Below are 21,789 nucleotides of genomic sequence, written 5' to 3' on the forward strand. Positions count from 1 at the left end.
GCTAGCGCTCAATTCATCCATCCCTTGACCCAGTCCATGACGGACTCCACTGGGTCTTGCGGGCCACCACAGGCAGCGCCGGCAGGCGGTTCACTTCCACGAATATACGGCATCTGCACCGCCCCCGGACAGCTACCGTCCGACCCCTGGCCGCTGTACGGGTCGATCCAGGCTTGCACCACGTTGTCCGGTTGCGGCATGTCCAGCGGCAGCGGGTCGGCTTTCTTCATGAAGCTGGTCCATACCTGCAAGGCACCCGTGGCACCGGTGAACGGCGTCTTGCCGTTGTCGTCGCGGCCCAGCCAGACCACCGCCAGCAAATCCTGGCTGAAGCCGGAGAACCAGCTGTCGCGCGAATCGTTACTGGTACCGGTCTTACCTGCCAGGGTCAGCGAACGGGGCAGCACGTTGTAGACCGAACGGCCGGTACCCTCGCGCATCACCCGCTGCATGCCGTTCTGCACCAGATAGATGGCACCTGGATCGAAGGTCTGCTGGATCTGGAACGGGTAGCGCTTGAGCGGCTCGCCTTCGGCGGTGAGCACACTGCGGATACCACGCATCGGCGTGTTGAAACCGCCATTGGCGATGGTCTGGTACATGGTCGCCACCTGCATCGGCGACATGCCGCCCGCGCCCAGCAGCATGGACGGGAACGCCGGCCAGTCGACCTTCACGCCCAGCCTGCCAATGGTCTTGATCACGTTGGGCACGCCCACTTCCAGACCGATCTTGGCGGTGGACAGGTTGTAGGAGTTGGCCAGCCCTTGGTACAGGTAGATGGTGCCGTGGGGGCGACGATCGTAGTTTTGCGGACGCCAGACCTGGCCGTCAGCGCCTTTGACCGAGAACGGCTCGTCCTGCACCCAACTGGTCAAGGTGTACTTGCTGGGTTGTTCCAGGGCGGTCAGGTAGACCGCTGGCTTGACCAGCGAGCCGATCGGCCGTACGGCGTCGATGGCGCGGTTGAACCCGGCGAAGCCGGCCTGCCGGCTGCCGATCAGCGCCTGCACCTCACCGGTTTCCGGATTGGTCACCACCATCGCCGACTCGACCTCATCGGCACCCTTGCGCCCGGCCAGGCGCTTGAAGGTCTCGCTCATGGCCGTCTCGGCCTTCATCTGCAGGATCGGATCGAAGCTGGTGAAGATACGCAGGCCTTCTTCGGTCAAGTCTTCGTCGCGATAGTCCTGGCGTAGTTGGCGCTTGACCAGGTCGAGGAAAGCCGGGAAGGAACTGTCGGCCAGGCTGCCGCGCTTGGTCACGCCCAGCGGCATCTTTTTCGCCGCTTCGGCCATCTCCTGGCTGACCACGCCCTGCTCGGCGAGCAGGTCGAGCACCAAATTGCGTCGGGTGAGCGCACGCTCGGGATAACGACGCGGGTTGTAATAGGACGGCCCTTTGACCATCCCCACCAGCAAGGCGATCTGGTGCAGCTTGAGCTCCTGCAGCGGCTGGCTGAAGAAGAACTGGCTGGCCAGGCCGAAGCCGTGCACCGCACGCTGCCCATCCTGGCCGACGAATACCTCGTTGAGGTACGCCTCGAGGATCTCGCGCTTGTCGTAGTGCAGCTCCAGCAGCATGGCCATCATGGCCTCGTTCAGCTTGCGGCTGAGGCTGCGCTCGTTGGTCAGAAAGAAGTTCTTCACCAACTGCTGGGTCAGGGTACTACCGCCCTGGCGCATGGCGCCTGCGGAGGTGTTGACCCACAAGGCACGGGCGATGGATTTGGGCGATACGCCATGGTGGCTGTAGAAGTCGCGGTCTTCAACGGCGACCAGGGTTTCCAGCAGATAAGGCGGAACCTGGTCGATCTTGATCAGGATCCGGTCTTCGAGATTCTTGGGATAGATGCCGCCAATCATCAGCGGTTCGAGTCGCACCACATCCAGCTTGCCACCATTGGCACCGGACAGCCCGGCGACATAATCGCCGGAGAAACGCACGCGCACGAACTGCGCAGGTTCCATGCCCTCGTAGAACTGGAAGCCTCGGGTATTGAGGTCGACCGTGTTGCCGTTGACCGAGGCCGCGCCCGGGCCGTTGGCGGCCGCTTCACGACGATAGCCCAGGGCATCGAGCTCTGTGAGGAAGTCGTTGCGGCTCAACTTCTGGCCGACGAACAGCTCCAGCGGACGGGCGTATACCTTGGCCGGGATGGTCCAACGCTTGCCGGAGAACTTCTCCTGGACGACAGCATCGAGATAAACCGCGAAGCCGGCGAGCACCACCAGGCCGACCAGGCTGAGCTTGAGCGCCCAGCCCAGCCAGGCGCGGGAGCGGCCGGTCGGGCGTTTCTTGGGGGTACGGGAGTTTCGGGTACGAGTCATGGCGGCGGATTATACGCACTTTGATAAAGGCTAGTGGCCTGCGGGACGAAACGGAAAGCTCGCGTTCATCCGCCAGGATTTCCAGCTGTTTGCAGGGACGGCACCATTGACCATAATGGCGCTTTCGAATTCCCTGCCCCAGAAGGATTGCCCGTGAGCCAAGCCCTGATCAGCGCGCTGCAGAACCCCGCCCTCTATGCCCACCCGGTGGACGGGTTCCAACTCATCGAGACGCATATCTCCTGGGTGCTGCTGACCGGCGAGTACGCCTACAAGATCAAGAAGCCGATGAACTTCGGCTTCCTGGATTTCACCGAGCTGGACCAACGCCGTCACTTCTGCAACGAAGAGCTACGCCTGAACCAGCGCCTTACCGAGGGCCTGTACCTGGAAGTGCTGCCGATCACAGGAACGGCCGATGCCCCGCAACTGGGCGGCGCCGGCGCACCGATCGAGTATGCCTTGAAGATGCGCCAGTTCCCCCAAGGCCAGATGCTCAGTACCTTGCAGGCCAATGGCGAACTCAATGCCAGCCACATCGACCAGATGGCCCGTCAGATCGCCGAATTCCACCTGCAGGCGCCCAAGGTATCGGTCGACCATCCGTTAGGCACACCTGACAGTGTCATGGCACCGGTCGAGCAGAACTTCGAGCAGATCCGTCCGTTCCTCAGCGACAAGGCCGACCTGCAACAACTGGACAACCTACAGGCGTGGGCCCGCAGCAGCTTCGAGCGGCTTCACGGGTTGCTCGAGGCGCGCAAGGCCCAGGGGTTCATCCGCGAGTGCCATGGCGACATCCACCTGGGCAACGCCACGCTGATCGACGGCAAGGTGGTGATCTTCGACTGCATCGAATTCAACGAGCCGTTCCGCCTGACCGACGTCTATGCCGACACCGCTTTCCTGGCCATGGACCTCGAAGACCGCGGGCTGAAATGCCTGGCCCGTCGTTTCATCAGCCAATACCTGGAGCTGACCGGCGACTACGAAGGCCTGGAATTGCTCAACTTCTACAAGGCCTACCGCGCCCTGGTGCGCGCCAAGGTCGCACTGTTCAGCATGCCGGCCGATGCCGACGGCGTGCAGCGTGCCACCACCCTGCGCACCTACCGCAACTATGCCAACCTGGCCGAAAGCTACAGTGCCATTCCATCGCGGCTGCTGGCCATCACCCATGGCGTCTCGGCCGTGGGCAAGAGCCACGTGGCCATGCGTCTGGTCGAAGCCCTGGGCGCGATTCGTGTACGTTCGGATGTCGAGCGCAAGCGCCTGTTCGGCGAGCAACAGCAACAAAGCGCTGGCCAACTGCAGGCCGGCATCTATGACCAGGACGCCAGCCGCGCCACGTATCAACGCCTGCATGAGCTGGCGGCGATCATCCTGCGTGCAGGCTTCCCGGTGGTGCTCGATGCCACCTACCTCAAGCTGGCCCAGCGCCAAGCCGCGGCCCAGGTTGCCAACGAAACGGGCGTTCCGTTCCTGATCCTCGATTGCCAGGCGCCCGACGCGGTCATCGCCAGCTGGCTGGCCCAGCGCCAGACCGAGGCTAACGACCCCTCCGATGCCACCCTGGAAGTGGTCAAGGCCCAACAGGCCAGCCGCGAACCGCTGAGCGCCGAAGAACTGCCCCACTGCAAGCGGGTGGACACACAGGAAAGCGCCAGCATGGACCAATTGATCGAGCAGATCCGCCAGCGTCTCCCAGGCATCTGAACGATTCATGAAGGGCTGCTCTTGCAGCCCTTTTTGCATGCCATCGCGACCGGGTAAAGCCACGCTCACAGATGCCAACGCCCGGTTTTCAAGGTGGCCCTCGTCGGGGGTCGATGGCAAAAGGCCGCGTATTTCCCAACCCCCGCTACACTCCTCTGAAACCTGCTCGCGATTTATCCCAAAGACCTCGTTCAGCCATCGCAAGGAGGCCCGATGAACGATGAATTGCAGCATCTGAGAAATCTTGGCAAGACCTCCGCGCAATGGCTTCATGCCGTCGGCATCCACAGTGCATCGGACTTGCGCCGCCTGGGCGCGGTAGGCGCCTACCAGGCTGTGAAGTCGCGGGGGTTCCGGGCATCGAAGGTATTGTTGTACTCCATCGAGGCGGCACTGCTGGACATGCACTGGAATGATTTGCCGGTCGAGCGTAAACAAGCGCTCGATGAACAGCTGGACGCCAAAAGCCCTGTGCAAAAAAAATCAAAATAGGCGGGATGGGGGGATTGACCTACAAATGAGAATCGTTATGATTATCACAACTGGTCGCGAGACTGGTTGGATAACCTGAAAAGTCCTTGGTTCGGACGCTCAGATTATCTCCTCATCAGGCTAATCACGGTTATTGACCCGGCACTTTGCCGGGTCTTTTTTTGCCTCGGATAAACAAAGGCCGATCAACGACGCAATCGGGCGCAGTAGTCCTGTTCAGGCAAGGCGGCCGTGTACCAGACGTAGTCGGCCATGCCCGGCTCGACTTTTTCGCCCACCTCCACCAGTAACAACACTTTGGATTCGCCCTCTGCGCCCAGATCAGCCAGGTGCAGTGGCACACCCAAGTCCTTGCGCGCATGGTAGCTGCCGGTCAGCAACAGGGCCGGTTGTGGCGCGCCAAGGACGCGTTCGGCGATGCGGCGGTCGCGTTGCTGCTGCACGGCAAGCATGGCCGGCAGCTGGTTTTCCGGCAGCAATCCACAGTGTCCGGCGCGCACCTGGTCTAGCAGCGCAGCCTTGACCGCAGGTGCATTCGAGCGCGGCCCCTGCAACACCGGGGTGTCCCGATAAGCCTGACGCAACTCCTCCGGCGAAAGATTGGCCGCCAGCAGCGCAATCTGCCGATGCAAAGCCTCCTGCACGATCGGCCCATACCATTGCCAGTCCCAACCGTCCTGCCAGGCCAGGGCTTTGGGCAAATCCTCAGGCATGACCGCCTGCCCCTGCACGGCATCGATCAGCGGTTGCTGCGAGGGCTGCAGCATCTCCAGCAACAGGCTGCCTTGGGGGCGACGGGCCTCCAAGGCTCGCAACAGCCACAGCTGCAACGCGTGGTGATCGGGATTGTCGTGCTTCTCTCCCACCAGCACCCGAGGCGCCGGGGCCAGGTACGCAACTAGCTGCTCTGGCGTGAGCTGCTCACCCGTGGCCAGGTCACGGATTTGCCCCAGTTGTGCGCTATCGCGTCCTTCGCCGGCTTGCCACGCCGGCAAGTCGGGCAGGCTGGCCTGGCAGCCGGACAACACCAAAGCCAGCAGGATCGATAGGCCGGACAGCACGGGATGGCGCATGGGCAAAGCCTCCTAGCGGGTGATGATCAACGGATGACCGAGCTCCGGGTGCGGCTGCACCAGCACATCGATTCCAAATACCGCCTTGAGCGCGTCAGGCGTCAGCACCTGCTGCGGGGTGCCCAGCGCATGGCAGCGTCCCTGCTCCAGCACCAGGATCTGGTCACAGTAGCGCGCGGCGAGGTTGAGGTCGTGCAGAATCACCATCACCGCCGCGCCCTGGTCGGCAAAGCGCCGCACCGCTTGCAAGGTGGTGTGCTGGTGCAAGGGGTCCAGCATCGAAGTGGGCTCGTCCAGCAGCAGGGTGGCGCCCTCCTCCCCCGGCCACAGCTGCGCCAGCACCCGGGCCAGGTGAACCCGCTGGCGCTCGCCACCGGACAGCGCCAGGTAGCTGCGATCGACCAGGTGCAGGGCATCAGCCGCACCCAAGGCGGCGTGGACGATTTCCTGGTCGCGTTGCTGACCACTTGCGTGAGGCAGCCGGCCAAGCCCGACCACTTCTTCGACACCAAATGCAAACCCAAGGGTGGAAACCTGCGGCAGTACCGCCAGGCAACGAGCGCGTGCTTGGCCTGGCCAGTCCGCCAAGGTGCGACCACGCAAGCGCACCTGCCCCTGATTGGGAGCCAGCTCGCCGCACAGCACGCCCAACAGGCTACTTTTGCCGGCCCCATTGGGGCCCAGTACACCCAGGACCTGCCCAGGACGCACGTGCAAGTCGATCGCCTGCAGCACGTCCTGGGTTCCGCGCCGCAAACGTACCCCTTGGGCTTCCAGCATCAGCTTCGCCCTCGTATCAACAAGAACAAGAAGAACGGCGCGCCGAGGAACGCAGTAACGATGCCAATCGGCAGCTCCGCCGGTGCCAGCGCCAGCCGGGCCACCAAGTCGGCGAACAAGAGCAAGGCGCCCCCTGCGAGCAACGAGGCAGGCAGCAGCACCCGGTGGTCGGGGCCTGCCAGCAAGCGCATCAAGTGCGGCACTACCAAGCCGATGAAACCGATCAACCCCGCAGCCGCCACCGCAGCCCCCACGCCCAGGGCAGTACAGAACACCAGCTCACGCTTGAGCGACTCCACATCGATGCCCAAGTGCCGGGCCTCGGACTCGCCCAGCAACAGGGCATTGAGCGCCTGGGCGCGGCGTGGCAGCCACAGCGCAACCGCTGCTGTCACCAGCAGCAAGGGCCACAGGCGCTCGTAGCTGGCACCGTTGAGGCTGCCCAGGTTCCAGAAGGTCAAGGTGCGCAGCGTGGCGTCATCGGCCAGGTAGGTGAACAAGCCGACCGCCGAACCGGCCAATGCAGTCAGGGCGATGCCTGCGAGCAGCATGGTGGCGACGCTGGTTTGCCCGTCGCGCCGGCCCAGGCGATACACCAGCGCGGTCACACCGAGGCCGCCCACGAAGGCACAGCCCGACAACAGGTAAGGCGAGAACCACTCTGGGATCCCGCCCAGCCAGCTACCACCGACAATCGCCACCGCCGCCCCCAGCGCTGCTCCACTGGCCACCCCGACCAGCCCAGGATCTGCCAGAGGGTTGCGGAACAGCCCCTGCATCGTCACGCCGGACAGCGCCAGCACCGCGCCCACCGCCAGCCCCAGGAGGGTACGAGGCAAGCGGATCTGCCCAAGGATCATCTCGGCTTGTTCCAGCCCCTCGGCGTGAACCGGCACACCCAGCAGTCGCAGGCCCGCACGCAGGGTATCGAACAGCGGGAGGCTGACCGGCCCAAGCGCCAGCGACAACCAAACGGCCAACAGGCACGACAGCGTCAGACAGACAAACAGCGCGCGGGACTGAACGCGGCCTCTCATTGGGCCTTGGCCACCGGATAGAAGGCCTCGGCCAGTGCGGTCAAGGTGGCCGGCAAGCGCGGGCCAAGACCACCGACGAGCAAGGTCGGGTCCAGCGCTACCAGGCGCCTCTCTCGGACTGCCCGGGACGTGGCCAGCGCGGGGTTTTCCTTGAGCAACGCCTGCAGCGCCTGCTCGCCCTCGAGGCTGCGATCGGAGAGCACCAGCACATCTGGATCCAGCGCTGCCAGAGCCTCGACCGAGAAGTTCTTGTAACCCGGATGCTCGGCCAGGTTACGGGCACCGGCCTGGCGTAGCAGCCAGTCCCCCGATGTGCCCAGGCCTGCGATCAGGGGCTTGGCACCTGCATGCCCGACCAGCAGCAGAACCCCTGGCGCCTTCTGGCTGGCCTGGGCCTGCTTGACCCTGGCTTGCAGCGCATCGAGTTGCCGGTGGTAACCGGCGGTCAGCTCGGCGGCTTTCTGTTCGGCCCCCAGCAAACTGCCTAGGCGTTGGAGGTTATCGTCCACGGCGTCCAACTCGGCCTTGCTGGAGAACAACTCCACCCGCACCCCGGCCTTGCGCACTTGCGCCAGCACCGGCGGCGGCCCCATCTCCTCGGTGCCGACCAAGACATCCGGGCGCAGGCTGAGAATCCCTTCGGCGGACAATTGCCGTTGATAGCCGATGCTAGGCAGCGATTTGAGCGACTCAGGGTGCTGACTGGTGGTATCGACCCCCACCAGTTGCCGCTCCCCCCCCAGGGCGCTGATCCACTCGCTCAGGGCACCGCCGGCACTGACCCAGCGCTGGGGTAGCTCGGCGGCCAATGCCTGGGTGGCAAGTACAAGACTTGCACACAGGACGATCAGGGCAGCGGGACGACGCATCATCGTTTTCCTTTGCAGAAGGCGGGCCGCGCGCCTTGTAGCGGGCGACGGAACTGCGCACCATAGGCAGCCTGGCGCAGCGACTGCGAGCAATTTGATAATTGTTCGCATTGAGGCGTCAAGCCATCCCTTTGTCACATGAGCTGTCTGCTTCAATGCATTTTCTTTGCGCATCCCTCGATCTCGCCGAAGGCCACAGCCGCGCATTCAGCGTAGCGGGCGAGCAGGTTTTCGGCGTACGACGTCAGGGCCAGGTTTACCTTTATCGCAACCGCTGCCCCCACAAGGGCATTCCATTGAATTGGGAGGCGGATGCTTTTCTCGATCAGAGCGCCAGCCTGATCCACTGCGCCCATCACGGCGCGTTGTTCCTGATCGAAAGCGGCGAATGCGTGGCCGGCCCCTGCGAGGGCGAACAGTTGCAGGCACTGGCCTGCCTTGAAGACAGCCAGGGCATCTGGCTCAAGGCGTGAGCAGCACCGGCAATGGCCTGTCGATGACGATCTGCTCGGCGTCCAGGCGCGTGCCGTAGGCCAGCACCTCCACGCCATCGGCCACTGCAGTGCGCAGGGCCTGGGCATAAGCCGCGTCGATTTCCTCGGCCGGACGCACCGCCTCGACACCGGTCAGGTTCACGCAATACAACTGCACCGCACGGATTCCCTGGCGCGCCAAGGCTGCGAGCTCGCGCAGGTGCTTGGCGCCGCGCTGGGTCACCGCGTCGGGAAAAGCCGCGACCGGCGTGTCCGGGTAGCCCAGGGTCACACTCTTGACCTCCACATAAGCCGGCCCCTCGGCGAACTCCAGACGAAAGTCCACCCGGCTGCCTTCCTCGCCATACGCCACTTCGCGCTTGAGCGCCGTGAACCCGGCCAGTTCGGTGATACGTCCGGCGCGCAGCGCTTCCTCCACCAAGGCATTGGCCCGCCCCGTGTTGACACAGGCCAGGCGCCCCTGGGGCGTCTCGCTGATCTCCCAGGTGCCGGGCAACTTGCGTTTGGGGTCGTTGGAGCGGCTGAACCAAACCTGCCCGCCCTCACGCATGCAATTGAGCATCGAGCCGGTGTTGGGGCAGTGGATGGTCAGTTGCTCACCGCTGGCCAACTCGATGTCGGCCAGGAACCGTTTGTAGCGGCGCAACAAGCGCGCCTGTTCGAGTGCAGGGAAGAACAACATCAGCCTTGCCAGCTCCTCAGGCCACGTGCGATGCGTTGCACGGCTTCCTCAAGACGCGGCAGGCTCTGGGTGTAGGCGAACCGCACATGATGACCGGCCTGGTGTCGACCGAAGTCCAGGCCCGGCGTGAAGGCCAGGTGCTCGGTTTCCAGGAAGTGCTGGCAGAAAGCGAAGGCATCGCCACCAAAGGCACTGATATCGGCATACAGATAGAAAGCGCCCTGCGGCTCCACGGCGATGCCGAAGCCCAGCTCGCGCAGCGCCGGCAGCAGAAAGTCCCGGCGGCGGGCGAACTCGGCACGACGTTCTTCCAGAATGGCCAGGGTCTGAGGTTCGAAGCAAGCCAGCGCGGCATGCTGGGCCATGCTCGGCGCACTGATGTAGAGGTTCTGCGCCAGCTTCTCGAGGTCCTTCACCGCGCTGGGCGGTGCGACCAGCCAGCCGAGGCGCCAACCGGTCATGCCGAAATACTTGGAAAAACTATTCAAGACGAACGCCTGGTCGTCCACCTCCAGCACGCTCGGTGCGTCCATGCCATAGGTGAGGCCATGATAGATTTCGTCCACCACCAGATGCCCGTGGCGCTCGCGGGTAGCCTTGGAGAGGCTGGCCAACTCGTCACGCTCGAGCACTGTACCCGTGGGGTTGGCAGGCGAGGCCACCAAGGCACCGACAGTGTCTTTGTCCCAGTAGCGGTCGACCAGGTCGGCCGTCAGTTGATAATTGACGTCCGGCCCTACCGGTACCAGTTGCGCCCCACCTTCGACCAGACGCAGGAAGTGGCGGTTGCACGGGTAGCCGGGGTCGGCCAGCAGCCAGTGCTTGCCCGGATCGACCAACAGACTGCTGGCCAGCAGCAACGCACCGGATCCGCCCGGGGTGATGAGGATCCGTTCAGGGTCGACGCTCACCCCGTAGCGCTGGTCGTAGAAACCTGCAATCGCCTCGCGCAGGGCGGGCAGGCCGCGGGCCGCGGTGTAGCGGGTGTGGCCCGAGGCCAAGGCCGCCTGGCCAGCCGCCACGATGGGCGTGGCGGTGGTGAAGTCCGGCTCGCCGATCTCCAGGTGGATGACATCATGGCCAGCCGCCTGCAGCTCATTGGCGCGCGCCAGCAACGCCATGACGTGGAAGGGTTCGATAGCGCGACTGCGTGCACTGTAGGGCTGAGCCATGGGCCTTCTCTCAATTGGGTCTAAACTGGTGATTCTACCCCTGCGAGGCATCGAACGTGCGGCTCGCACCGCTGTCAACTCCTAGGATCGGGCGGGGTAGCGCACCCCCGATCTATCTGGTAAGTTCGGCGGCTCGCAGTCGCAGGGCCGGCGGGTGCCGGAGATGGAGCAGCCTGCGCATTGGATCAGATGAGTGAGAGGCGGTCTATTCATGTCCACCGTAGAAAAGCAAAAAGCCGGTCAAACCATGTACGGTGTCGAACCCTATAAGGAAACGCCGGGCGAAGAGTACATGGGTGAACCCATGCGCAAGCATTTCACCAAACTCCTCAGTGCCTGGAAGCAAGAGCTGATGACCAGTGTGGATCGGACTGTAGACCACATGAAGGATGAAGCAGCCAACTTCCCGGACCCTGCCGACCGTGCCAGCCAGGAAGAGGAATTCGCCCTCGAACTGCGCAACCGGGATCGTGAACGCAAGCTGATCAAGAAGATCGACAAGACCCTGCAATCGATCCAGGACGAAGAGTACGGCTGGTGCGAAGCCTGCGGCGTCGAGATCGGCCTGCGTCGCCTGGAAGCGCGCCCAACCGCCGACCTGTGCTTCGACTGCAAGGAACTGGCGGAGAAGAAGGAAAAGCAGGTCGGCAAGGCCTGACCTGATTCCCACCTGAACGGGGCGCTCGATGCGCCCCGTTTCATTTATATAGCCTGCAAACCCATGAACGACTCCAGCTATATCGGGCGCTTCGCCCCCACCCCCAGCGGCTTTCTGCACTTCGGATCGCTCGTCGCGGCGCTCGCTTCCTGGCTCGATGCCCGCGCGGTGGGCGGACGCTGGTTGTTGCGCATGGAGGACACCGACCCGCCTCGGGAAATGCCCGGTGCACGGGATGCCATCCTGCAGACCCTGGAGCGTTACGGCCTGGAGTGGGACGGCGAGGTCGTCCACCAAAGCCAGCGCCACGAAGCCTATGCCGAGGTGGTCGAGCGTCTGATGCGCATGGGCCTGGCCTATGCCTGCACGTGCTCGCGCAAACAACTGGAGGGTTATGGCGGGGTGTATCCGGGGTTGTGCCGAAACGCCGGACATGCCCGCGAAGGCGCGGCGATCCGCCTGCGGGTGCCGGAGTTGATCTACCGCTTCACCGATCGCGTCCAGGGGGTTTTCGAGCAACACCTGGGACGTGAGGTGGGCGATTTCGTCATCCAGCGCCGGGACGGGCTCTACGCCTACCAACTGGCCGTGGTGCTGGACGATGCCTGGCAAGGCGTCACCGATATCGTGCGGGGCGCCGATCTCCTGGACAACACACCTCGCCAGCTCTACCTGCAGGAATTGCTGGGCTTCTCCCAGCCACGCTACCTGCACATCCCGCTGATCACTCAGCCGGACGGCCACAAGCTGGGTAAATCCTATCGCTCGCCACCACTGGCGGCCGATCAAGCTACGCCCCTGTTGTTGCGCGCCTTGCGGGCCCTGGGCCAGGCCACAGAGCCTGGCATGGAGCGCGCCAGCCCCGCCGAGGTGCTGACGGTCGCACGGCAGCAGTGGCGCCCCGAGGCGATCGCCCACAAATTGACGGTGCCGGAGGCTGACCTGCGCTGATCGAGCGTTCGCGCAGGCCCGTTGTAACAAGCGCGGTGCAAAAACCCAATAAATTCAAATTGTTGCCGAGCGAGGATGAATCCCGCTAGCATCGTCCCAGCCATTTGCGCCAATAATAAGTCCAAGCCCGCAGCGCCCAACCTTCGAGGCCAGCATGTACATCTATCGTTTGGTCCTGCTTCTGGTCGTGGGGATCTACCTGTTTTCCCCGGCCATCATGGACTGGTGGATCGAGCCGACCGGTGCCTGGTACCGACCCTACCTGCTCTGGCTGATCCTCATCGTCGTCACCTTCATTTTGCAGAGCCAACGAGATGCCGATGAGCTTTAGCCTGACCCAGATGATCCTGATCAGCGCCGCTTACCTGCTGGTGCTGTTCGGTGTGGCCTGGATCAGCGAGCGTGGGCTGATCCCGCGTTCGATCATCCGCCACCCGCTGACCTACACCCTGTCCCTGGGCGTCTATGCCAGTGCCTGGGCCTTCTATGGCTCGGTGGGCCTGGCCTATCAGTACGGCTATGGCTTCCTGGCCTGTTACCTAGGGGTATCCGGGGCCTTCCTGCTGGCGCCGGTGCTGCTCTATCCCATTCTAAAGATCACCCGCACCTACCAGCTCTCGTCGCTGGCCGACTTGCTGGCGTTTCGCTTTCGCAGCACGTGGGCCGGCGCGCTCACCACCATCTTCATGTTGATCGGTGTGCTGCCCCTGCTGGCCCTGCAGATCCAGGCGGTGGCCGACTCGATCAGCATCCTCACCGGCGAGCCGGTCAAGGCTCGGGTAGCCTTCGCATTCTGCGTGTTGATCATCCTGTTCACGATCTTCTTCGGCTCGCGCCACATCGCCACGCGTGAAAAACACGAAGGCCTGGTGTTCGCCATCGCCTTCGAATCGGTGATCAAGCTGCTGGCCCTGGGCGGTATCGGTCTGTATGCGCTGTATGGCGTATTCGGCGGTCCGCACCAGCTGGAGGTCTGGCTGCTGCAGAACCAGACTGCGCTGGCCGCACTGCACACGCCGCTGCAGGAAGGTCCGTGGCGAACCCTGCTGCTGGTGTTCTTCGCCTCGGCCATCGTCATGCCGCACATGTACCACATGGCCTTCACCGAAAACCTCAACCCGCGCTCGCTGGTCAGCGCCAGCTGGGGCCTGCCGCTGTTCCTGCTGCTGATGAGCCTGGCCGTGCCGCTGGTGCTCTGGGCCGGCCTGCGCCTGGGCGCGAGCACCAATCCAGAGTACTTCACCCTGGGCCTGGGCATCGCCGCCGATAACCCAGCGCTGGCCCTGCTCGCCTATGTCGGTGGCCTCTCTGCCGCCAGCGGGCTGATCATCGTCACAACCCTGGCCCTCTCGGGGATGGCCCTCAACCACTTGGTGCTGCCGCTCTATCAGCCACCGGCCGAGGGCAACATCTACCGCTGGCTGAAGTGGACCCGGCGCGCCCTGATCGTCGCCATCATCGCGGCAGGCTTCGTCTTCTACCTGACCCAGAACAATCACCAGAGCCTGGCCAACCTGGGCATCGTCGCTTTCGTCGCCACCTTGCAGTTCCTGCCGGGCGTGCTTTCGGTGCTGTACTGGCCGACTGCCAACCGCCGCGGCTTCATCGCCGGCCTGATGGCGGGCATCGCGGTGTGGATGGTGACCATGCTGCTGCCGCTGCTGGGCAATCTGCAGGGCTTCTATATCCCGCTGCTGGACATGATCTACGTGCTGGACGACACCAGCTGGCACATGGCAGCCATCGGCTCGTTGGCCGCCAACGTCCTGCTGTTCACCCTGATCTCGCTGTTCACCAATGCCAGCAGCGAAGAAGTCAGCGCTGCCGAGGCCTGCGCCGTGGACAACGTGCGCCGGCCACAACGGCGTGAGCTACATGCCGCCTCGCCCCAGGAGTTCGCCACCCAATTGGCCAAGCCCCTGGGCGCGAAGGCCGCGCAGAAGGAAGTCGAGCAGGCCCTGCGTGACCTCTACCTGCCCTTCGACGAACGCCGCCCCTATGCCTTGCGCCGCCTGCGCGACCGCATCGAGGCCAACCTGTCGGGCCTGATGGGGCCGAGCGTGGCCCAGGACATGGTCGAGACCTTCCTGCCCTACAAATCGGGCAACGAGAACTACGTCACCGAAGACATCCACTTCATCGAAAGCCGCCTGGAAGACTACCACTCGCGCCTGACCGGCCTCGCCGCCGAGCTCGATGCCCTGCGCCGCTACCACCGCCAGACGCTGCAGGAGCTGCCCATGGGCGTGTGCTCTTTGGCCAAGGACCAAGAGATCCTGATGTGGAACAAAGCCATGGAAGAGCTGACCGGCGTGGCTGCCATGCATGTGGTCGGCTCGCGTCTGGTCACTGTCAGCGAGCCTTGGCGCGGGCTGTTGCAGAACTTCATCAACATCCCCGACGAACACCTGCACAAGCAGCGCCTGGCCCTGGACGGACAGACCCGCTGGCTCAACCTGCACAAGGCGGCCATCGCCGAGCCCTTGGCACCGGGCAACAGCGGCCTGGTGCTGCTGGTCGAGGACCTGACCGAAACCCAGGCCCTGGAAGACAAACTGGTGCACTCAGAGCGCCTGGCGAGCATCGGTCGCCTGGCTGCGGGCGTGGCCCATGAGATCGGCAACCCTATCACCGGCATCGCCTGCCTTGCGCAGAACCTGCGCGAAGAGCGTGAAGGCGATGGAGAGATCATCGAACTCTCCAGCCAGATCATCGAACAGACCAAACGCGTTTCGCGCATCGTCCAGTCGCTGATGAGCTTCGCCCATGCAGGTGGCAGCCACCAGAACAGCGAGGAGCCGGTGTGCCTGGCCGAAGTCGCGCAAGATGCCATTGGTCTGCTGGCGTTGAACCGGCGCAATTTCGAAGTACAGTTCTTCAACCTCTGCGACCCGGATCACTGGGCCGAGGGTGATCCCCAGCGCCTGGCCCAGGTGCTGATCAACCTGCTTTCCAACGCCCGCGACGCATCCCCGCCCGGCAGCGCCGTGCGTGTGCGCAGCGCTGTGTGTGAGCACACTGTCGACCTGATCGTCGAGGACGAAGGCAGCGGAATCCCGAAAAACATCATGGACCGGCTGTTCGAGCCCTTCTTCACCACCAAGGACCCTGGCGAAGGCACTGGACTGGGGCTTGCTCTGGTCTATTCCATCGTGGAAGAGCATTATGGGCAAATCACCATCGACAGCCCGGCCGATATCGAACGCCAACGTGGTACCCGGATCCGCGTGACCCTGCCAAGGCATGTCGTAGCGACGTCCCCTGAAATTCGAGACCGTCGAGAGAATTGAATCAATGCCGCACATTCTGATCGTCGAAGACGAAACCATCATCCGCTCGGCCTTGCGTCGACTGCTCGAGCGGAACCAGTACCAAGTCAGCGAAGCCGGCTCGGTGCAGGAAGCCCAGGAACGCTTCAGCATTGCCACCTTCGACCTGATCGTCAGCGACCTGCGCCTGCCCGGCGCCCCGGGCACCGAGTTGATCAAGCTCGGCCAGGGCACACCGGTGCTGATCATGACCAGCTATGCCAGCCTGCGCTCGGCGGTCGATTCGATGAAAATGGGCGCGGTGGACTACATCGCCAAGCCCTTCGATCACGACGAGATGCTCCAGGCCGTGGCGCGCATCCTGCGCGACCGGCAGAACGCCCCGGCACCTGCCGCCGTCAGCGTCGCCGAGCCGCGCGCCAACGGCAAGGCAGTCGCCGCCGACAAGGCCAGCCCGGCCTCGGCCAACGGCGAGATCGGCATCATTGGCTCGTGCCCACCGATGCAGGACATGTTCGGCAAGATCCGCAAGGTCGCGCCTACCGACTCCAATGTCCTGATCCAGGGTGAATCCGGCACCGGCAAGGAGCTGGTCGCCCGCGCCCTGCACAACCTGTCGCGTCGCGCCAAAGCCCCGATGATCTCGGTCAACTGCGCGGCCATCCCGGAAACCCTGATCGAGTCCGAACTGTTCGGCCACGAGAAAGGCGCGTTCACAGGTGCCAGCGCAGGCCGTGCCGGCCTTGTCGAAGCGGCCGACGGCGGTACGCTGTTCCTCGATGAAATCGGCGAGCTGCCACTTGAAGCCCAGGCCCGCCTGCTGCGTGTGCTACAGGAAGGCGAGATCCGTCGGGTCGGCTCGGTGCAATCGCAGAAGGTCGATGTCCGTCTGATAGCCGCGACCCATCGCGACCTGAAGAACCTGGCCAAGGCAGGGCAGTTCCGCGAAGACCTTTATTACCGCCTGCACGTGATTGCCCTGAAGCTTCCGGCCCTGCGCGAGCGCGGCAGCGACGTCAACGAAATCGCCGATGCCTTCCTGGCCCGCCAGAGCGCTCGCATCGGCCGAGACGATCTGCACTTCTCCGCCGAGGCCGAGCAAGCGATCCGTCATTACAGTTGGCCAGGCAACGTACGCGAGCTGGAAAACGCCGTGGAGCGCGCGGTGATTCTCAGCGAGAGCGCGGAAATCTCCGCTGATCTGCTGGGCATCGACATCGAGTTGAGCGGCCTGGAGGACGAAGGGCCGTTCGACACCGCTCCGGCCGTGGCCGGCGCCGGTACCAACAACGCCAGCCATGAACCAACCGAGGACTTGTCCCTGGAAGACTACTTCCAGCATTTCGTCCTCGAGCATCAGGATCACATGACCGAGACCGAGCTGGCCCGCAAGCTGGGCGTCAGCCGCAAATGCCTGTGGGAACGACGTCAACGCCTGGGTATTCCACGGCGCAAGAGCAATGCCACTAGCGACAATTGATCCGCCCCTCCCCGCTACAGAGGCAGGAGGGTTTTCTCCTGCCTGCGCCTTCCTCCCCAAAACACCACGCAGCTCGTGAGAAACCCACTGTCTTGTGGTGCTCACACGCGCCTATTCGTGGACGAACCCGCTCCTACAGGTACAGCGTGTCGATGAATGCGCCACGAAACCTGCGGGAGCGGGTGCCGCCACGAAGAAACCTACTCGCCGCACTGAAAACCGGCGTTGCCGGTGTTCCTCGGTAACAGCGCAGTTGCCCAAGGAATCTGTTACCCCACCCGCCCAGGCGTAACATCAGCCGAGGCGTACGGTAACGAAATTTCGACATTTTCTGCATGACACCGAAAGCACAGAACCCGCAAGGCCTTGATTTTGCTGGGTTTAGCAAAGTTGGCACGGCACCTGCTATATGTCTGGTACAAGAACAATAACAAGCACTGCAATCCAGAATAAGAACAAGACGAAACGGCTCACGCACAATAAAAACAAGACGGCGGAGGCGCAGCTAACTGATTCTTTTGGAGAGGAGTTGTGTTTGGGGCTTGCCCCACAGCCAGGCAGAGAACAACAAAAACTGCACTAAAAAGCAGCGCCTGAACTGGTTGGATCGAACGATCAGCATAACATCAGCGACCAAAGCAATCCGTTTGCTCTTCACCCCCGGGTTGGGGGTCGTCCACAAGCTTTGAGATTTGTGGGCAGGGCATCAACAAAAACAAGAAGCCCGGCAGAAAAACAATAAGAGCACGCAACGACTTTCCTGGGGAGCTTCGGCTCCCCATGTCGTTTCTCCCCCTCCAGCATCACCGCCAAAGCAGCGCCTACACCATTCCCCGAGTAAATGCTAGAATCCCCGCCCATCATGCGGCCATTCTCCTATTCTTGGCCGAACATTCCTTCAAACAGTGCATCCCATGCTGAAGAAGCTGTTCCAGTCGTTCCGTCCTCCTATCCGTGGTCAGCACCACAGGCGCACCACGCCTGAAGTGATCAACAAGAGCCAGCACTCGCTGCAACGCAGCCAGTTCAGCCGCCACGCGGTGAGTATCGTCGAGCGCCTGCAAAGCGCCGGTTACCAGGCCTATCTGGTCGGCGGCTGCGTCCGCGACCTGCTCCTGGGTATCAATCCCAAGGATTTCGACGTCGCCACCAGTGCCACTCCTGAGCAAGTCCGCGCAGAGTTTCGCAACGCTCGAATCATTGGCCGCCGCTTCAAGCTGGTCCACGTGCATTTTGGCCGTGAGATCATCGAAGTCGCCACTTTCCGTGCCCATCACTCCGAAGAAGATCAAGGCGATAGCCACCGCTCGTCGCACAATGCCAGCGGGCGCATTCTGCGCGACAACGTTTATGGCACCTTGGAAGACGACGCCCAGCGTCGTGACTTCACCATCAACGCGCTGTACTACGACCCGGTCAGCGAACGCATCCTCGACTATGCCAACGGCGTGCACGATATCCGCAACCGCCTGCTGCGCCTGATCGGTGATCCTACCCAACGCTACCAGGAAGACCCGGTGCGCATGCTGCGAGCCGTGCGCTTTGCCGCCAAGCTCGATTTCGGCATCGAAAAGCACACGGTTCAGCCGATCCGCGACCTGGCTCCGCTGCTGCGAGAGATCCCGCCAGCGCGCCTGTTCGAAGAAAGCCTCAAGCTGTTCCTTTCCGGCCAAGGCGCAATCACCTTCGAGATGCTGGTGGACCTGCACCTATTCGACCCACTGTTCCCGGCCAGCGCCCATGCGCTGGAAGAACGCCCGACCTACACCCACACCCTGATCAGCCAGGCGCTGTCCAACACCGACCTGCGGGTCAAGCAAGGCAAGCCGGTCACCCCGGCCTTCCTGTTCGCTGCCCTGCTCTGGCCGGCGCTGCCGGGCCGCGCGCTGTACCTGCAAAGCCAGGGTGTGCCGCCGATTCCGGCCATGAACAACGCCGCCCACGACCTGATCGCCGAACAGTGCGCACGCATCGCGATACCTAAGCGTTTCACCCTGCCGATCCGCGAGATCTGGGACATGCAGGAGCGTCTGCCACGCCGCAGTGGCAAGCGCGCCGACATGATGCTCGACAACCCACGCTTCCGCGCCGGCTACGACTTCCTGTTACTGCGCGAAAGCGCCGGCGAGGAAACCGACGATCTGGGCCAATGGTGGACAGACTATCAGGACGCCAACGACAGCGAACGTCGCGATATGATCCGTGACCTGGGCAGCCGCGACGACGGTGCCGGTGCCGCGCCCCGCAAACGCAAGCGCAGTGGCAGCAAGCGCAAGCGCAGCGGCGACGAAAACTGGGATTGAACATGACGACCCGCGCCTACATTGGCCTGGGCAGCAATCTGGCCGAGCCCGCCGAACAATTGCGAAGCGCCCTGCAGGCGCTGGACAACGTCGAAGGTACCCGCCTGGCAGCCACCTCGGCTTTCTATACCAGCGACTCCCTGCTCCCCGGCCAACCGCGCTACACCAATGCCGTGGCCGCCGTGGACACCCATCTCGCGCCACTGGCGTTGCTCGACGCCCTTCAGGCCATCGAGCTTGACCAAGGCCGCGAGCGCAAGGAGCGCTGGGGGCCCCGTACCCTCGACCTGGACGTCCTGTTGTTCGGCGACCAAGTCATCGACGTGCCACGCCTCAAAGTCCCGCACTACCACATGCAGGCGCGCCCTTTCGTGCTCTATCCCCTGGCTGAGCTGGTACCCGCCGATTTCCACCTTGCCGACGGCCGTAGCCTGGCGCAATTGCTTGAGGCCTGCCCCTTCGTGGGTCTGGAACGCCTGTAATCCGGGCGTTTCGGACAACGGTAACGCCAGTAACACCCTGATCGTAACAATGCGGTAACAGGGTGATTGACTTCCCCCCCCTCGCTCACGACTATAGGCGTCCCGTGGCACCAAAGTGCCGCCTTTTTACCTATTTAGGCTCGGACGGACCTGTGCCCGAACATCACACACGATGATGTGCCGCTCCGGAAGATGATTACACGCGTTGTACGCAGTCGTTTTTCACAGCGCCTGAACGAGGATTTCCTACATGCCTGAAGTAACCCTGACCACCCTGCACGGCCTCAAGGCCAAGGGTGAGAAAATCGCCATGCTGACGTGCTACGACGCGACCTTCGCCAAGGCCGCCTGCGCAGCCGGCGTGGAAATACTGTTGGTGGGTGACTCCCTGGGCATGGTCCTGCAGGGCCATGACAGTACCCTGCCGGTCACGACCGCCGAAATGGCCTACCACACTGCCTGCGTCAAGCGTGGCAACGAGGGCGCCCTGATCCTCGCCGACCTGCCGTTCATGGCCCACGCCACACCTGAGCAGGCCTTCGCCAACTGCGCCACCCTGATGCAGGCCGGCGCCCACATGATCAAGCTCGAAGGCGCCGCCTGGCTGGCAGAGACCATCCGTCTGCTGGCCGAACGTGGCGTGCCAGTGTGCGCGCACATGGGCCTGACTCCGCAGACCGTCAATGTGCTAGGCGGCTACAAGGTTCAGGGCCGCCAGGAAGCCCAGGCTCGGCAAATGCGTGCCGACGCCATCGCCCTGGAACAAGCCGGTGCGGCCATGCTGCTGCTGGAGTGCGTGCCCAGCGACTTGGCCGCCGAGATCACCCAGGCGGTCAGCATTCCGGTCATCGGTATCGGAGCCGGCAGCGCCACCGACGGTCAGGTGCTGGTCCTGCATGACATGCTCGGGCTATCCCTGAGCGGGCGTGTGCCCAAGTTCGTGAAGAACTTCATGGAAGGCCAGCCGGATATTCACAGCGCCCTGGCTGCCTACGTGCAAGCGGTCAAGGCAGTCAGCTTCCCAGGTAGCGAACACGGGTTCAGCGCATGAATACAGTCAAGACCGTTCGAGAACTGCGCGCCGCCGTGGCACGCGCCCGCGGCGAAGGCAAGCGGATCGGCTTCGTGCCGACCATGGGCAACCTGCACAGTGGCCATGCCGCACTGGTGACCAAAGCCGCCCAGCGTGCCGATTTCGTGGTCGCGAGCATCTTCGTCAACCCGCTGCAGTTTGGCGCCGGCGAAGACCTGGACAAATATCCCCGTACCCTCGCCGCCGACCAAGAGCGCTTGCTCGAAGCCGGGTGCCACCTGCTGTTCGCGCCCACCGTCGAGGAGATGTACCCCGACGGCATGGCAGTGCAGACGCGCGTCAGCGTGCCGCAACTGTCCGAAGGCTTGTGTGGCGCCAGCCGCCCTGGACACTTCGAAGGCGTCGCCACCGTGGTCAGCAAGCTGTTCAACATGGTCCAGCCCGACCTTGCAGTGTTCGGCGAAAAGGACTTCCAGCAGTTGGCGGTGATCCGCGCCATGGTGCGCGACCTGAACATGCCGATCCAGATCATCGGCGAGCCCACCGTGCGCGCCGAGGATGGCCTGGCGCTGTCATCGCGCAACGGCTACCTGAGCCCGGAGCAGCGCGCTGCTGCGCCTGCGCTGTACCGAACCTTGAAGACCATGGCCGAGGCCATCACCAAGGGCCAGCGTGACTATCCCGCTTTGATTGCCGAGGGGCAGGTGCAACTGGTTGCCGCTGGGTTCCGCCCAGACTACCTGGAAGTGCGCCACGCCGTGACCTTGCGCCCGGCAATGATCGATGACCGCGACCTGGTGATCCTGGCTGCGGCCTACATGGGCACTACCCGCTTGATCGACAACCTGTACCTGCACCTGGACGAAAAGACTGCGTGATACCTGGGGCGGAAGCTCGTGAGGGGGCGCAAAGCCCCCCATTCCTTCCTGACAGCCAATGCCTATAATGATGGCCAGCCTGCAACTGCC

19 protein-coding genes are annotated in these 21,789 nt (G+C 63.4%); 12 read left to right on the plus strand and 7 right to left on the minus strand.

Annotation, left to right across the window (positions count from 1 at the left end):
- Positions 1-8: 8 nt before the first annotated feature.
- Positions 9-2,330: a penicillin-binding protein 1B gene (gene mrcB, locus AB1N67_RS21140; RefSeq protein ID WP_090346742.1), complete on the minus strand. Its 2,322-nt coding sequence runs from the start codon at positions 2,328-2,330 to the stop codon at positions 9-11.
- Positions 2,331-2,483: 153 nt separating this feature from the next.
- Between mrcB and AB1N67_RS21145 the strand changes: the two genes are divergently transcribed.
- Together AB1N67_RS21145 and AB1N67_RS21150 are read left to right on the plus strand one after the other, a co-directional pair.
- Positions 2,484-4,046 carry a bifunctional aminoglycoside phosphotransferase/ATP-binding protein gene (locus tag AB1N67_RS21145; RefSeq protein WP_182941816.1) on the plus strand — a complete coding sequence of 521 codons (1,563 nt, stop codon included), beginning with the start codon at positions 2,484-2,486 and terminating at the stop codon, positions 4,044-4,046.
- A gap of 213 nt (positions 4,047-4,259) precedes the next feature.
- The gene (locus AB1N67_RS21150) at positions 4,260-4,538 is read left to right on the plus strand and encodes a TfoX/Sxy family protein (RefSeq protein ID WP_043210034.1); all 279 of its coding nucleotides are present in this window, start codon (positions 4,260-4,262) and stop codon (positions 4,536-4,538) included.
- Between the two features lie 185 nt (positions 4,539-4,723).
- Here the strand turns inward: AB1N67_RS21150 and AB1N67_RS21155 are convergent, their stop codons facing one another.
- From AB1N67_RS21155 to AB1N67_RS21170, 4 genes are read right to left on the minus strand one after another with little or no spacing between them, the layout of a single operon-like run.
- On the minus strand, positions 4,724-5,611 hold the full coding sequence (locus tag AB1N67_RS21155) for a ChaN family lipoprotein (protein WP_043210035.1): 888 nt from the start codon (positions 5,609-5,611) through the stop codon (positions 4,724-4,726).
- A gap of 12 nt (positions 5,612-5,623) precedes the next feature.
- Positions 5,624-6,391 (minus strand): heme ABC transporter ATP-binding protein, encoded by a 768-nt coding sequence (locus AB1N67_RS21160; protein WP_367863365.1) that lies wholly within the window; start codon positions 6,389-6,391, stop codon positions 5,624-5,626.
- On the minus strand, positions 6,391-7,374 hold the full coding sequence (locus AB1N67_RS21165) for an iron ABC transporter permease (RefSeq protein WP_180962725.1): 984 nt from the start codon (positions 7,372-7,374) through the stop codon (positions 6,391-6,393). The genes AB1N67_RS21160 and AB1N67_RS21165 overlap by 1 nt, the downstream gene beginning before the upstream one ends.
- A gap of 50 nt (positions 7,375-7,424) precedes the next feature.
- Positions 7,425-8,300 carry a hemin ABC transporter substrate-binding protein gene (locus AB1N67_RS21170; RefSeq protein ID WP_043210041.1) on the minus strand — a complete coding sequence of 292 codons (876 nt, stop codon included), beginning with the start codon at positions 8,298-8,300 and terminating at the stop codon, positions 7,425-7,427.
- Between the two features lie 152 nt (positions 8,301-8,452).
- On the opposite strand from AB1N67_RS21170, the gene AB1N67_RS21175 reads away from it, so the two are divergent.
- Positions 8,453-8,770 carry a Rieske (2Fe-2S) protein gene (locus tag AB1N67_RS21175; protein WP_070576466.1) on the plus strand — a complete coding sequence of 106 codons (318 nt, stop codon included), beginning with the start codon at positions 8,453-8,455 and terminating at the stop codon, positions 8,768-8,770.
- Here the strand turns inward: AB1N67_RS21175 and sfsA are convergent.
- Together sfsA and AB1N67_RS21185 are read right to left on the minus strand one after the other, a co-directional pair.
- Positions 8,760-9,473, minus strand: a complete 714-nt coding sequence (gene sfsA, locus AB1N67_RS21180; protein ID WP_070576470.1) for a DNA/RNA nuclease SfsA — start codon at positions 9,471-9,473, stop codon at positions 8,760-8,762. The two genes, AB1N67_RS21175 and sfsA, sit on opposite strands and share 11 nt — an antisense overlap.
- Positions 9,473-10,645, minus strand: a complete 1,173-nt coding sequence (locus AB1N67_RS21185; protein ID WP_043210048.1) for a pyridoxal phosphate-dependent aminotransferase — start codon at positions 10,643-10,645, stop codon at positions 9,473-9,475. The genes sfsA and AB1N67_RS21185 overlap by 1 nt, the downstream gene beginning before the upstream one ends.
- A gap of 211 nt (positions 10,646-10,856) precedes the next feature.
- Between AB1N67_RS21185 and dksA the strand changes: the two genes are divergently transcribed.
- The 9 genes from dksA (at position 10,857) to panC (ending at position 21,699) form a co-directional block, all read left to right on the plus strand.
- On the plus strand, positions 10,857-11,303 hold the full coding sequence (gene dksA, locus AB1N67_RS21190) for an RNA polymerase-binding protein DksA (RefSeq protein WP_043210050.1): 447 nt from the start codon (positions 10,857-10,859) through the stop codon (positions 11,301-11,303).
- A gap of 63 nt (positions 11,304-11,366) precedes the next feature.
- Positions 11,367-12,254, plus strand: coding sequence for a tRNA glutamyl-Q(34) synthetase GluQRS (gene gluQRS / locus AB1N67_RS21195; RefSeq protein WP_367863366.1), 888 nt, complete (start codon positions 11,367-11,369; stop codon positions 12,252-12,254).
- A gap of 154 nt (positions 12,255-12,408) precedes the next feature.
- Entirely contained in the window at positions 12,409-12,585 is a 177-nt protein-coding gene (locus tag AB1N67_RS21200) for a hypothetical protein (protein ID WP_003250005.1), read from the plus strand.
- A complete protein-coding gene (locus tag AB1N67_RS21205) occupies positions 12,569-15,544 on the plus strand; it encodes a sensor histidine kinase (RefSeq protein ID WP_168166402.1) in 2,976 nt (991 codons plus the stop codon). Before AB1N67_RS21200 ends, AB1N67_RS21205 begins: the two co-directional genes overlap by 17 nt.
- Positions 15,545-15,548: 4 nt before the next feature.
- The gene (locus AB1N67_RS21210) at positions 15,549-17,003 is read left to right on the plus strand and encodes a sigma-54-dependent transcriptional regulator (RefSeq protein ID WP_367863367.1); all 1,455 of its coding nucleotides are present in this window, start codon (positions 15,549-15,551) and stop codon (positions 17,001-17,003) included.
- 914 nt (positions 17,004-17,917) lie between these two features.
- A complete protein-coding gene (locus tag AB1N67_RS21215) occupies positions 17,918-19,306 on the plus strand; it encodes a polynucleotide adenylyltransferase PcnB (protein ID WP_043210060.1) in 1,389 nt (462 codons plus the stop codon).
- 2 nt (positions 19,307-19,308) lie between these two features.
- Positions 19,309-19,788: a 2-amino-4-hydroxy-6-hydroxymethyldihydropteridine diphosphokinase gene (folK, locus tag AB1N67_RS21220; RefSeq protein WP_043210062.1), complete on the plus strand. Its 480-nt coding sequence runs from the start codon at positions 19,309-19,311 to the stop codon at positions 19,786-19,788.
- A 250-nt stretch (positions 19,789-20,038) separates the two neighbouring features.
- Complete coding sequence (gene panB / locus AB1N67_RS21225; RefSeq protein ID WP_043210064.1) at positions 20,039-20,839, plus strand: 3-methyl-2-oxobutanoate hydroxymethyltransferase; 801 nt, start codon at positions 20,039-20,041, stop codon at positions 20,837-20,839.
- Complete coding sequence (panC, locus tag AB1N67_RS21230) at positions 20,836-21,699, plus strand: pantoate--beta-alanine ligase (RefSeq protein ID WP_043210067.1); 864 nt, start codon at positions 20,836-20,838, stop codon at positions 21,697-21,699. Before panB ends, panC begins: the two co-directional genes overlap by 4 nt.
- Positions 21,700-21,789: the final 90 nt, after the last annotated feature.

The sequence above is a fragment of the Pseudomonas guariconensis genome, assembly GCF_040822035.1.
Classification (GTDB): Bacteria; Pseudomonadota; Gammaproteobacteria; order Pseudomonadales; family Pseudomonadaceae; genus Aquipseudomonas; species Aquipseudomonas guariconensis.